The organism is Clostridium paraputrificum (assembly GCF_900447045.1).
GTDB classification, from domain to species: Bacteria; Bacillota; Clostridia; order Clostridiales; family Clostridiaceae; genus Clostridium; species Clostridium paraputrificum.
Genome location: NZ_UAWH01000015.1, coordinates 159,051 through 172,367, shown reverse-complemented (window position 1 = coordinate 172,367; position 13,317 = coordinate 159,051). Strand labels below are relative to the sequence as shown.

Here is a 13,317-nt window from a genome sequence, read left to right as displayed (position 1 = left end):
ATATAAATACTGGTTTAAAGTAAAAAGACATCTACAAAAAAATAATATTGTATACTTTTTATTTTTTTATCACCATTTACCTATCATCTACATAAGATAAATTATACGAATGGATAGAAAATAAATAACAAAAAGATGAAAAGGTGGATTTACTATGTGTGAAAATAATAATAATTATTCTGAAATAGCAGAAGCTTACCGTAACTATAGAGATAATTTTTATAACAATACTTCTTTCTTAAGTAGCGAATGTGAATGTAATAGAGATCGTGATAGAGATTGTAATAGAGATCGTGATAGGGATAGAGATCGTGATGACAGACGTCTTTGCTGCGGAAGAAGATTTGATAATAGTCCAATGGATGAGAGAACAGAAAGAGCATTAAGAGCTTTTGAAAATCAATTAAGAAATACTAATAATGCTATTAACTGCTTAAATCAATGCTTTAATAATCTAGATGATGTTTTATTTGAAAGTCGTTGCTGCGTAAGTAATAGAATAAAGAATATCTTAAGATCTATTCAAAGCGATATTTGTGACTTACAAGACGATGTTAGAGATATAGCTGATGATACAAACTGTTTAGGTCAAAGTTTATAATCTAACAATATTATTTTTGTTCCACTAATTATCTACTGTAATTAGTGGAACAGTGATGATAACATCTTTTACATACCTCGTAATAAAAACCTAGTCAGAGTACGACTAGGTTTTTTAGAGTTATTTATATTTTAAATTACTACAAGATGATTTGCAGTTTTCACAACTACAACCACAGGAAGATTTACCAGACTTTTTTGATTTATGCCTATACACCATGGATAACACAACTAAAATTAATACACTGACAACAACAATAAAATCAATCACATTATATCCTCCTCTTCATCATTAACTCTCTTTATAACTATGGAGTCAATATCATTAATATTTAAACCCTCTGCCTCATAAAGACCTATTCTAATTATCCTTTTCCAATCTTCCTCAGAAAGTTTAAATGTTTTTTTATTCTTAAGAACTACAATACCTTCACCATTTAAAATATCAATTTCTTCACTTGATATTTTATAAAGATTCTTTCTATTTATAACTCCTATTTCTTCAAGACTTTTTATTATTCTATATACAGTTGCTATTCCTATGGATGAATCCTTCTTAGATGCCTCCCAATATATTTCTTTACAGCTTGTACATTCTTTATTGAAAATAGTATCAATTATAAGTTTTCTCTGATTAGTAATTCTAAAACCATTTTCTCTTAATTTTAAAAAGATAGCTTCCTTCTCTATGTTAACCTTTTTAACTAGTAAGTAATCACTCTCTTTTCTATTCATTCTCTAACCTACTAAGCTTCCAAATATATTTATTAATAATGCTACAATATAGGCTGTCACCATTTGAACACTAATAGCCATACCTGTTAACTTCCAAGACTTCAACTCTCTCTTCATGGCACCAACTGCTGCAAAGCATGGCATACATAATAGATTAAATGCCATATATGCATAAGCTGCTCCTTTAGATGAAATGTCTTCTTTCATAGATGAAAGTGCATTTTCATCTTCTCCTTCAAACAAAATTCCTTCAGAATATATACTTCTTGCTGCTTCAGAATCATATATACCATCTTCAAAGCCAAACTCCTCAAGTTCCACCTGTGTATACTTACTAAAAAACTCTTTTAAGTATTCATCAGTTACATCATCATCATACAATTGTGCAAATGTAACAACAACATTTTCTTTAGCAACCCATCCAGTAACTACACCTACTGCTGGTTTCCACTCTCCAAATCCTAAAGGTCTAAATACTGGAGCAATTATATTACCAGCAGATGCTAGAAAACTTTCTTCCATATCGCAAATTATACTTCCATTTTCATTATTTTCTTTATTCACACCATTAAATGAATTTATATTAAAGTTTGAAAGTCCCCAAATTAAAATAGTAGAAATAAAAATTACTGTACCTGCCTTTACTGCAAAACCCTTTACTTTCTCCCATCCGTGAATACCTATAGATTTAGCAGTAGGAATTCTATATTGAGGTAATTCCATTACAAAATTAGATACTTCTGATTTATAAACGAACTTATTTAATAATAAAGAAACAATAATTGCTATAGCAATACTTAACATATATATAGAATAGGTTACTAAAGTCTTATTTCCATCTTTAAAGAATATTGAAACAAACATTGCAAATATAGGTAATTTAGCACCACATGGCATAAAACCTGTTATAATAGTGGTAATTTTTCTGTCTTTTTCTGAATCTAAAGTTCTAGTTGCCATTATCGCTGGTACCCCACAACCAAATCCCATAAGTAAAGGAATAAATGAACGCCCGGACAAACCAAATCTACGAAAAATTCTATCCATAACAAAGGCTACTCTAGCCATATAACCACTATCTTCAAGAAATGAAATAAGTATATATAACACCAATACTAATGGTATAAATCCAATTACTGCACCAATACCATTTAAAATCCCATCCATAACTAACGAATGAACCCATGGAGATGAATTTACTATAAGTCCTTCAATTAAATTACTAAAGATTTCCCATACTTTTTCTACTAAGCCTGCTAACCATACACCTGGGCTTGGAAATCCTTTAATAAATAAAAAATTTTCACTGAAAGTACAAGCAAATAGCAAGTACATAACTACTGCAAATATGGGTAAGGCCAAAACTCTATTAGTAAGAACCCTATCTATTTTATCTGATTTAGTTTCTTTAACTTTTCTTTCTCCCTTCTTAACAGATACTCTAACTATCTTACCTATATATTGGTACCTTAGGTCTGCTATTTTAGCTTCAGTATCCCCATCAGCATTATTTTCCGCTACTTCTACAACTTTAAGTACTTTAGATTTTTCTTCTTCACTTAAAAGAGCTGTTACAATTTCATCCCCTTCAACTAATTTTAAAGCTCTCCATTCTTTTTCTAGTTCATTTTCACAAAATATTATATCTTTAATTTTATCTCTAGCTTCAAGTATATTATTATCAAAAATAGCTAAACTTTCCAAAACATTCTTCTCTTTTCCTACTTTAGTAGCTACATTCATTAATTCACTAATACCTTTTCCGCTTCTAGCTATTATTGGAACTACAGGCACCCCTAGATATTTTGATAGCTTATTAGTATCTATCTTATCCCCATTTGATTCAACTTCATCCATCATATTTATAGCTATAACAGTTGGAACTCTAGTTTCTAAAATTTGAAGTGAAAGATAAAGATTTCTTTCTATATTAGTACCATCTACTATATCTATTACCACATCTGGTTTATTAACAACAATATAATCTCTTGCTATTATCTCTTCAGCAGAATATGGTGATAAGGAATATGTTCCAGGTAAATCTACAATTTCTATAGTATTATCCTTTTTATACTTACCTTCTTTTTTATCAACTGTAACTCCTGGCCAGTTTCCTACATGTTGTTTTGAACCTGTTAACTCATTAAAAAGAGTAGTCTTACCACAGTTAGGATTACCTGCCAGTGCAATTCTTAATGACATTTAATCTCCCCCTTATTTGATTACTATAATTTGTTCAGCATCACTTTTTCTTAAACTAAGCGCATATCCCCTTATATTAACTTCTATAGGATCACCTAATGGTGCAATCTTAATTACTTTTATACTAACACCTGGAGTTACTCCCATATCCATAAGTCTTCTTCTCATAACTCCCTTTTCCCCAATTGACTTGACTGTACCAAATTCACCTGGTTTTAATTCTTTTAAAGTCATAATCAAAAACTCCTTTCAAAACTTAATTAACCACTATAAGTGAAGCAAGTCCACGATTCAAAGCAATTTTTACGCCTTTAACTAAAAGAATTAAACCACTTTGATTCTCTCCAACAACTTCAATTTTTTCTCCTTTTATAAAGCCAATATCTTGAAGATGACGCTTCATGCTATCTTTTCCTCTAAACTCAATAATTCTTCCACTTTCACCAACAGACATCATTGATAATGACATAACTAATCCCTCCCTTTCAGTTGAATATGATTCTCATTGTCTTTTCATTAATTAGTATATACTAGAAAAAATTTCTAATCAATAATATTATTGATAAAATTTATCAATAACATAAAAGGTAAGTATTTTTTGCTTAAAATAATAAGACACCTGTAATTTAACAGGTGTCTCTTTAACTATTTCCATGCTTAATTTATCAATCTTCTATACTATTTTATGTACCACAGTAGGTTTTATATCCTTTATCTATATTTTTAGGCAACTTTGTATATTCTTCATTAACACTTGAGTAATCATATGGATTTTTCAAAACTTCTATAAGGTTTTCCATTACACTATAGTCATTTCTATTTACTGCAGCTTCTAATGCCTCCTCTACTCTATGGTTTCTTGGTATTACAGTTGGATTATTTTTTTCCATAAGCTTTCTAGCTTCTTCTTTAGATTCTTCTTGTCTACTCAATCTTTCATTCCATAAAGTATACCACCTTTTAAACTCATCCATATAGAAAATATCCATGCTAGTAAACTTTTCAATAGTTAAGTTATAGAAGATATTTGTATAGTCTGCTTTATATTTTAGCATTATACTTAGAAGCCCCTCTATTAAATCCTTATCTACTTCTTCTTCATTAAATAAGCCAAGCTTTCTTCTCATACCTGAATACCAATTATTTAAATATAATTGATTATATCTATCTAAAGCTCCATTTGCTATCTCAATTGCTTTATCTTTATCATCATCTAATAATGGTAATATAGCTTCAGCAAATCTTGCTAGATTCCACCCACCAATTCCAGGCTGATTTTCATAGGCATATCTACCATTTAAATCTATTGAACTAAATACAGTACTTGGGTCATATATATCCATAAAAGCACAAGGACCATAATCAATAGTTTCACCAGCTATAGCCATATTATCTGTATTCATTACTCCATGAATAAAACCAACAAGTTGCCATTTAGATATTAATTCTGCTTGCCTTTTTACTACTTCATTTAGTAAATATTCATATGGATTCCCTTCATAACTACCATTAAAATGCCTATCTAAAGTATAATCTGCTAATTCTTTCAAGTGCTCTTTATTTCCAAGGCTTGAAACAAACTGAAATGTACCTACACGTATATGACTTTTTGCAATTCTTGTAAGTATTGCCCCTGGTAAGAAATCCTCTCTAAAAACATCTTCTCCTGTTGTTACTACGGCTAAGCTTCTAGTTGTTGGTATACCTAAAGCATACATTCCTTCACTTATAATATATTCCCTAAGCATTGGTCCTAGGGATGCCTTACCATCACCACCTCTAGAATAAGGTGTTCTACCTGATCCTTTAAGCTGGATATCTACTCTTTCTCCATCTTTAGTTAAGTATTCCCCAAGAAGTACTGCTCTTCCATCTCCTAAAATAGTGAAATATCCAAACTGATGTCCAGCGTAACCTTGTGAAATTGGTGTTGTACCATCTAAAATTTTATTACCACTTAAAAAACTTGCTCCTTCCTCACTTTCTAAGAATCTTACATCTATTCCTAGATTTTTAGCTAAGGTTTTGTTTAATGCAACGATCTTTGGTTCCTTTACCTTTTCAGGATATTGAGCTGTGAAAAGTCTACTTGGTAATTTAGCATAAGTATTTTCTAGCTTTATAGTCTTATCTTTTAAAATTCTATCCATCTTTTCTCCTTTGTTTATTTATAGTAGAATACTAAATAAATTGTTTTATTAAAATTATACATTATTAGTTTTTGCATGTTTAAATTTAATATGTCTATTAAAGTAAATAAGTAAAGATAAAATATAATTCCCTCATTTATCTCTATTATGTTTACTCCTTCTAACTGCAAGTATTTATTAGCACATCTAGTATATCGTTTCATAATCCAGCAATCTATCCACATATATTAAAAGCTGTTGAAAAAAATTTTTCAACAGCTCTAATTTTATATTTCTATGATTGTTATATTAACATCTCTTAATTTTATGCAACAGCTTGATGCATTAACTAAAGCAATTCCAAGGGCATCTTTATTGGCTTTAATAATAGAATTACCAGTGATAGTTACCCATTGATTTTCACTATATATACTTTGTGAACTCATTCCAGGATAGGGTCTTCCATTTAGTAAGAAAATTACATTTATTTCATTTGTACAACTTAAATCACATATAGAAACAGTAAGATTACAACTAATTAAATATGATTTTCCTGGAGATAAAATTATAATTGAGCGTCCTTCTCTATGAGTAATAGCTGTACCTTTTACTTGTATATTATTCATTAAAGGAATTAGCTCCTTACCTTCTATGCACTTACAATAAGGCGTGTTTAAAAATAAATAGTCATGAATACATTTTTCTCCTGGAATTCCTTGTGGGCCTCTTGGTCCAATTTCTCCCCGTGGCCCCATTGGTCCTTGTGGGCCTACAGGTCCAGCTTCACCCTGGGGCCCTTGAGGTCCTCTTTCACCTTGAGGTCCTGCTGGGCAAACTGGACAATTTGTATTTATTATTATTGTATGAACTGTATTACTAGTAGTAGTTATTGTTCTGTTACTTCCAGTTGAATCTCTAAAAGTATAGGTTATTCCAGCATTATTGCTTATTGTATAACCATTTCTAACATGGCTATTAACTCTTACATCAAATGATATAGTTATTGTTTCTCTAGCATTAATATCTCTTAAGGATATACCTGAATTTATATTACTTTCATCTAATTGTACATTGTTAATTATTAAAGTGTTTGGAATTATAGTTACTCCTTTAGGCACTATATCTCTAAAAATTACATTTGTTAATTGTTGAATGCTTGAATTTGTAAATGTTATTGTATACCTTATAGTATCACCAGTGCTAGCAATAATCCTATCTACACTCTTTTGAATATTTGTAACTGGAGCACCTTGGAGTTGTAATAACCTAATATCATCAATTAAATAATCATTTCCTCCTGCTGGACCACCTTCACTTATAAAACTAACTGTTAATATTGTATTGCTTCCACTATTAAAAGTTGCTCCTACTTGTCTCCAAGTTGGAATCCTAGTTACCCTAAGAGTACTACTTAATGGTTGATTAAAAAGAAACTCTGTATTACTTCTTACAATTACACGTAATTCTGGAAGTACTGAAGTGGGTTCTGAGTCTATATTCATAACCCATGTTGAAAATACATAATTTGTATTTGGTTCTACAGTAACTGTTGTAGTAAAAATAGATTGGTTTGGATTGCTTCCATTTACTATCATCATACGTCCACTTTCATCACCTGTTGTATGATCTGAAACATTAAACCATGTTCCAAAATTAGTATTAGTTATAGTATTACTAATAGAATACTCACCATCATTAGGCTTAAAATAGACGTAACGTACATATTTAAAAGTTGTTATAAAATCTGAGTACGGAACAGTTATAGGGCTTGTATCAACAGGAGTTCCATTTGGTAACATCCCAAAATCCCCATTATTTCCAGCTGTAATTAGATTATTACCTATAGTTACATAATTGTTTAATTCAAGATATATATCTTCAACTGGTGCATCTACAAATTTTACATTGGAAATATTAGAATTAGAAACATTAACGTATACTGTATTCGGTGATAAAGAATTTACACGATTAGCTTCCCTTGGTGGGGAAGTTATTAACCCTATATCTGGATCATTTGGGGTTACTGATATACTTTTACTATAGTTCCAGTTTCCACTATTTGAAATTTCACCTGTGTATCCAGCCGCCTCTACTATACGATAACTTCCTTTTGGAACGTCTCTAAAAGCAAAATTACCATCACTATTTGTTAAAACCACAATACCCTTACCTACAAATGTTCCTTCTATATTTGTATCTCCTCTAACTTGTATTGCTACTGGCACACCTTTTATTGGTTGATTTCCAGAAGCTTCATTAGGTTGACTATTTATATTAAAAATTACACTTCCTGTAATATTCATATTTCCTCCTATAACTTAAACATATTTTTTATCTTTCGTAAAAAAACTTACTACTATTAATATATGAAATGCTATAATTATGTTTCTTATTAAGTTAAGAAGAAAGCCGCTAGGTATAAAACCTAACGACTGTTTACAATTATAATTTTTTATAGACATCATAAATATATTTAATTATGAAATTTTTCCTGATTGTTTACTGGCATAGTGCGGATTAAAATAAGACATATAGACTAGTATCTGATTAACCATATTGTTTTCTAAAACTACAACCAAATATCTATCTTACATTGTCAACCTTATCACGCTTATTTATACAATAAACTGAAATAATAAAAAATACCATTCCAAATAAACTTAACACTAATAAATTCATTACAATTACACTTATATCTGCTCCTTGCTGTGCATTATTAATAGCTTCCATTGCCCATCTTATAGGCGTAAAATATGATATTTTATTTATTGTACCACTTAAGTAGGATAAAGGCACAAAACACCCACCTAGTGCTAAAAATGATATTGTAATAAAGTTACTTATTATACTTGATAAATCTCTATCATTAGTTATGGTCATACAAAATGTTCCTACAGATACTGAAACTATTCCTAATATTAATAATATTGTTATAAGCATAATATTACTAACTCCAATTTCTATGGTTGAAATAAGGTTTATTTCTATAACACTTATTGAAAATAAAATAGCTAATAAAATGGTTATACTAATAATATTGCTTAAATAATATTGCCATGGTTTTACACCAGTTGTAAGAATACGTGTATACATATTTTGTTCCTTATCTTCTCCAATTAAACCTGAGCCACTCATAGCCCTATAAAAAGCGAACATAATTATAAAACCTATTAACGTCTGACTTACACTATGATTCACTTCAACATCATTTAAATCTTTATATGAAACTTGAATCTTTTCTTTTTCTTTTCTTTCAACTGATGATTTATATTTTTCAAAGTCACCATTATTTATTTTTGCTAAGTTTATCATATTGGATAATTCAATAGATAGTCCTTTATCTAGGATTTCATAAAGATTTTCCCCTTCTATCCCATATAAAATTACACCTGAATTATCGCCCCTTAATACCTTTTCCTCCATATTTTTATCAATCATTATACCTAAATAAATATCTCTAGTATTAAATTTTTGTTTTAAATCATCTTCACTATTAACTTCAACCAGATTAATCATATCAATATCAGACAAATACTCATCTAATTTATTAGAAGAAAAAGATTTACTTTCATCATATATTCCCACATTTATTTCAGTAATAGATCCATCTATAATCTTTGGGGCAAATAGAAATATAATCATAGGAAAAACTACTGTTAATATTGTATAAGCAGGTTTCTTTAATATCATTATCTTTAAATTATTCTTTACTAAAGCATATACACTTCTCATACTTCTCTCTTCTCCCTTCTAATACATATATAAAGGCAACAAAATAAAATTATAGTTACTGTAATACTTATTACTAAGCTTACATTCAAGCAATAAAAGTTCCCTTCATATGCAGCTTTAAATATGCCCTTATTTAACCATCTTAAAGGGGAAATATTGGTTACTAAATTTAATATTCCATCCATTTCAAGTGGCAGTGATATATAAGATCCACCAAGAAAAGAAAAGACTGGAATAATAAGTCCTTGTATGAACAATGATGCTCTATCTCTTTGCTTTACTGCGTAACCAACAAAAGTTCCTAAGGTAACCATCATTAAAGCAGCTGCTAGTACATACATAAAAGTTATGAATGGATTGTCTCCCCAATTTGACTTTAATTTAAAGAGTGAAAATAGAAATCCTGGTGTAATTATAATTATGCTTAGAATTAAACTTGAAATAATTCTTCCAACAAAATATTTGAAATCAGATAATCCTGTTAAAATTATTCTATCCTTTATTCCAGATGATTTTTCTAATCCAAGTAATCCTATGGGAAATAATGTTACATAAAGCATCATCATAGTTAATTCAACTATTCCATAGTACTGATAAGAATTAGGAGCATCTTTTTCTTTAATAAACTTTACATCTATATTATCATTCAGAAATTCTTCACTACTAATAATTTCAGCTGCCTTATCTACATCCACCATATACAATTCATTTATACTTGCATAGGTATCACTAAAGGATTTTAAATAAGATAGGACAGTTGCACCTTCTGATACTCTTTTCTCCGAATAATAAGTTTCTATAGATTCCTCCTTAATCAAAAGAAATATTTCTCTTTCATTTTCAACCTTAGCCTTTCCTTCTTCAACAGATGATACTTCTTTTATACTAAAATCATCATAATTGAACACATTATCTTTTATTTCATTTATAATTTCATCTTTTCCTGATTCATTGTAATAACATATATTAATAACTTCATTTTCACTATTTATAGAGTTAGTATCAGATAACATTACTCCAAGGAGTACCATAAGAAAAATTGGAAATAATGCATTAAATATCACCCATTTTCTTTGTCTAAGATTAAACTTAAGTCCTTCCACAATAACATGAAACATAAAACCTCACCTACTCCCTCAAGCTTCTTCCAGTTAATGTCAGAAAAACTGTTTCTAAGGTAACTTCTCTATATCCAATATCACCAATACTAATTTCATTTCTTGTAAAATAGTTAATTATTTTATCTAGATTATTTACATTCTTAGAAGTATTTATAGTTACTAAATTATCATCCTGATATACTGATAAAACTCCCTTAATAGACTTAATCTCTTCAATATTAATTTCTTCATAGGAATTAAGGGTAAGAGATAGAGTTTTCTTATCATCTACTATACTTTTTAGTTCATCCTTTGTTCCCTCTACTATAACTTTACCATGGTCTATAATAGCTATTTTAGTACATATAGACTCTACCTCCTCCATATAATGTGAAGTATAAATTATTGTAGTACCTTCTTCATTTAATTTCTTAATGGAATCTAAAATATGATTTCTAGATTGAGCATCTATTCCTACAGTGGGTTCATCCATAATAATTATCTTGGGATTATGAACAATAGCACAAGCAATATTTAACCTTCTAAGCATTCCACCAGAATATTCTTTGGACTTTTTATTTTTAACTTCTTTAAGTCCTACAAACTCTAACGCTCTCTCTACTGCCTCTTTTAACTCTCTTCCCCTTAGTCCATATAGTTCACCAAAGAAGCTAATATTTTCTTTAGCAGTAAAGTCTTCATATATAGCTATTTTTTGTGGAACTAGTCCAATTTTTCTTTTAATATTAACATCATGTTTTTTAATGCTAGTTCCCATTATTTTTATATCACCTGAAGAAGGTCTTACTAAACCACATATAGTGCTAATAGTTGTACTTTTACCTGCTCCATTTGGACCAAGAAGTCCATATATCTCACCTTCATCTATGGATAATGAAATATTATCAATAGCAACAAAGTCATCAAATTTTTTAACTAACTTATCAATCTCTATTACTTTCATTATTATTCCCCCTTTACTTCCTAATTTTAGTATATAAAAAAAGACCTCCTACAAACTGTAGAAAAGGTCATATTCTCTATATGACAAAAGTCATATCCTCTCTCCTGTATAATAATAAACAGCTATTTGAGTTCTATGCTTTAAATCTGTTTTATTTAATATTGATGTAATGTAGTTTTTGACTGTTCCTTCTGATATAAATAGTTTTTTGCTTATTTCCTTATTACTTAACCCTTGGGAAATCCCTACAATCACCTCATATTCTCTATCTGTAAAAAGTGATTTATCTATTTTCCCCTTAGGAGTACTTTGTCCAATCTCCTTATATCTCTTTAATATATCTTCCTGAATTACTGATATACCATTATAAGCCATTTTTATAGTATCTATAATTTTATCTGGTGTAGTATTCTTTAATAAATATCCAATTGCTCCTTGATTTAATGATTTTTCTATATATTCATCCTCATCAAAGGTTGTTAATACAATGACCTTTGTCTTACAGTCCCTTCTTCTCATTTCTGCCAATGTCTCTACACCATTTAAAATTGGCATTCTTATATCCATAAGAACTACATCCAAGTAGCTTCCTTCTAAATATTTTAATAGTTCTTGTCCATTTTTAAATGTTCCCTTAATATCAATGTCCTCATTAGACCCAACAATTATTTTTAAACTCTCCCTAATTAAATCATCATCATCTACTATAGCAACTTTAATGCACATTACAATTCTCCCTCTTCTTTAAATATCATAATTGCTGTAAACCCTCTACTTCCATCTAAGATTAAATTTCCTTGTAAATTTAGCATTCTTTCTTCTAATGCTTGTAACCCCATTCCTTTTATAATTTTCTTAGAACCAATACCATCATCACTAACTTCCACTTTTATATATTTATTTAACACCTCTATATTAACCTTAATTTTATTACCTTTAGAATATTTTAGAGAATTAGTTGATAGTTCTCTTATTCCTTCAATAATTATTTCCCACTGCTTCCTAGATATTAAATCTAGATTTCCTTCACTTGTTAGTATGTATTTAAATGAAGTGTCCTTTAACTTATTTTGAAGTAACAGCTTAATTTTATTAATTCCAAGCTCTTCTATTGGAGGTTTTATACTTCTTAATGTTGCTCTTATATCATCCATTCCATTTCTAAGCAAATTGGTTACATTAGTTATGATACCTACCGCTTTTTCATTTCCGTCCTTTTTTAAAATAATTCCTAAGGCTTCAAGTTGAAGTAAGGCTCCTGCTAGTGTATGCCCTATCTTATCGTGCATAGCACCAGAAATTTCATTTCTTTCTTGTAATTTTACAGATATTTTTTCTTGCTCTATAAACTGCTCTCTAGATTCCATTCTTAAACTTAATTCAGAATTAATTCTTCTATTTTGATCCCACTCTTTTTCTAAGAATTCTACTCTTTCTTCTTGTTTTTTTCCATAAATCAATGCATATACTGAAAGTGTAATGATTGAGGTTAATTCTGCACATAAATTATTTTTATATGTAAACAGAAGGCTTGATGGAATAATAAATAGGCAATGATAATAAATCTTTTTTTCTATAGATAAGTACTCTGCTAATGTAAAGGCAAATAAAATTATAATAATTTTATTTATATATATTGTTGCTACTGCTGAAAAGACTATATTTATTAGGTATATACTCTTTCTAAATCTTTTAGGAAGTAAATAGCTTAACATTGATAAGATAATTATAGTTAAAATGATAGAAACATTTACCCACGGCTTATCCATGTTATTTAATGAATTCATTGAAACATAGCCAACTAAAATAGCTCTAATTACAATATTAAAATCTTTTGCTATAAAAATCACCCCAA

At 29.3% G+C, this 13,317-nt stretch carries 13 protein-coding genes; 1 reads left to right on the top strand and 12 read right to left on the bottom strand.

The annotated features are described in order from the left end of the window. Positions 1–154: 154 nt before the first annotated feature. The gene (locus DR024_RS12330; RefSeq protein ID WP_027098422.1) at positions 155–601 is read left to right on the top strand and encodes a hypothetical protein; all 447 of its coding nucleotides are present in this window, start codon (positions 155–157) and stop codon (positions 599–601) included. A 120-nt stretch (positions 602–721) separates the two neighbouring features. On the opposite strand, the gene DR024_RS18290 is transcribed toward DR024_RS12330, so the two are convergent. The 12 genes from DR024_RS18290 to DR024_RS12270 form a co-directional block, all read right to left on the bottom strand. Then, entirely contained in the window at positions 722–871 is a 150-nt protein-coding gene (locus DR024_RS18290) for a FeoB-associated Cys-rich membrane protein (protein ID WP_081663654.1), read from the bottom strand. Continuing rightward, positions 868–1,335, bottom strand: coding sequence for a transcriptional repressor (locus DR024_RS12320; RefSeq protein ID WP_034866357.1), 468 nt, complete (start codon positions 1,333–1,335; stop codon positions 868–870). Before DR024_RS12320 ends, DR024_RS18290 begins: the two co-directional genes overlap by 4 nt. Positions 1,336–1,338: 3 nt before the next feature. After that, positions 1,339–3,537, bottom strand: a complete 2,199-nt coding sequence (gene feoB / locus DR024_RS12315; RefSeq protein WP_027098421.1) for a ferrous iron transport protein B — start codon at positions 3,535–3,537, stop codon at positions 1,339–1,341. A gap of 12 nt (positions 3,538–3,549) precedes the next feature. Beyond that, positions 3,550–3,771 (bottom strand): FeoA family protein, encoded by a 222-nt coding sequence (locus tag DR024_RS12310; RefSeq protein WP_099313366.1) that lies wholly within the window; start codon positions 3,769–3,771, stop codon positions 3,550–3,552. Between the two features lie 22 nt (positions 3,772–3,793). After that, positions 3,794–4,006: a FeoA family protein gene (locus DR024_RS12305; protein ID WP_055184193.1), complete on the bottom strand. Its 213-nt coding sequence runs from the start codon at positions 4,004–4,006 to the stop codon at positions 3,794–3,796. 214 nt (positions 4,007–4,220) lie between these two features. Beyond that, a complete protein-coding gene (locus DR024_RS12300) occupies positions 4,221–5,687 on the bottom strand; it encodes a protein adenylyltransferase SelO (RefSeq protein ID WP_099328228.1) in 1,467 nt (488 codons plus the stop codon). A 266-nt stretch (positions 5,688–5,953) separates the two neighbouring features. Then, the gene (locus tag DR024_RS18155; protein ID WP_111918906.1) at positions 5,954–7,969 is read right to left on the bottom strand and encodes a DUF11 domain-containing protein; all 2,016 of its coding nucleotides are present in this window, start codon (positions 7,967–7,969) and stop codon (positions 5,954–5,956) included. Positions 7,970–8,249: 280 nt separating this feature from the next. Continuing rightward, positions 8,250–9,398: an ABC transporter permease gene (locus DR024_RS12290; RefSeq protein ID WP_111918904.1), complete on the bottom strand. Its 1,149-nt coding sequence runs from the start codon at positions 9,396–9,398 to the stop codon at positions 8,250–8,252. After that, entirely contained in the window at positions 9,395–10,516 is a 1,122-nt protein-coding gene (locus tag DR024_RS12285) for an ABC transporter permease (protein ID WP_099313362.1), read from the bottom strand. Before DR024_RS12285 ends, DR024_RS12290 begins: the two co-directional genes overlap by 4 nt. 10 nt (positions 10,517–10,526) lie before the next feature. Further along, entirely contained in the window at positions 10,527–11,462 is a 936-nt protein-coding gene (locus DR024_RS12280; protein ID WP_099313361.1) for an ABC transporter ATP-binding protein, read from the bottom strand. Positions 11,463–11,552: 90 nt separating this feature from the next. Beyond that, positions 11,553–12,188, bottom strand: a complete 636-nt coding sequence (locus tag DR024_RS12275; RefSeq protein WP_099313360.1) for a response regulator transcription factor — start codon at positions 12,186–12,188, stop codon at positions 11,553–11,555. After that, on the bottom strand, positions 12,188–13,312 hold the full coding sequence (locus tag DR024_RS12270) for a sensor histidine kinase (protein ID WP_099313359.1): 1,125 nt from the start codon (positions 13,310–13,312) through the stop codon (positions 12,188–12,190). The genes DR024_RS12275 and DR024_RS12270 overlap by 1 nt, the downstream gene beginning before the upstream one ends. Positions 13,313–13,317 lie beyond the last annotated feature (5 nt).

Bases quoted from the DNA above. Each gene is read 5' to 3' on its own strand.
- DR024_RS12330 (WP_027098422.1), top strand. From the start codon at position 155: ATGTGTGAAAATAATAATAATTATTCTGAAATAGCAGAAGCTTACCGT.
- DR024_RS12320 (WP_034866357.1), bottom strand. From the start codon at position 1,335: ATGAATAGAAAAGAGAGTGATTACTTACTAGTTAAAAAGGTTAACATA.
- feoB (WP_027098421.1), bottom strand. From the start codon at position 3,537: ATGTCATTAAGAATTGCACTGGCAGGTAATCCTAACTGTGGTAAGACT.
- DR024_RS12310 (WP_099313366.1), bottom strand. From the start codon at position 3,771: ATGACTTTAAAAGAATTAAAACCAGGTGAATTTGGTACAGTCAAGTCA.
- DR024_RS12305 (WP_055184193.1), bottom strand. From the start codon at position 4,006: ATGTCATTATCAATGATGTCTGTTGGTGAAAGTGGAAGAATTATTGAG.
- DR024_RS12300 (WP_099328228.1), bottom strand. From the start codon at position 5,687: ATGGATAGAATTTTAAAAGATAAGACTATAAAGCTAGAAAATACTTAT.
- DR024_RS18155 (WP_111918906.1), bottom strand. From the start codon at position 7,969: ATGAATATTACAGGAAGTGTAATTTTTAATATAAATAGTCAACCTAAT.
- DR024_RS12290 (WP_111918904.1), bottom strand. From the start codon at position 9,398: ATGAGAAGTGTATATGCTTTAGTAAAGAATAATTTAAAGATAATGATA.
- DR024_RS12285 (WP_099313362.1), bottom strand. From the start codon at position 10,516: ATGTTTCATGTTATTGTGGAAGGACTTAAGTTTAATCTTAGACAAAGA.
- DR024_RS12280 (WP_099313361.1), bottom strand. From the start codon at position 11,462: ATGAAAGTAATAGAGATTGATAAGTTAGTTAAAAAATTTGATGACTTT.
- DR024_RS12275 (WP_099313360.1), bottom strand. From the start codon at position 12,188: ATGTGCATTAAAGTTGCTATAGTAGATGATGATGATTTAATTAGGGAG.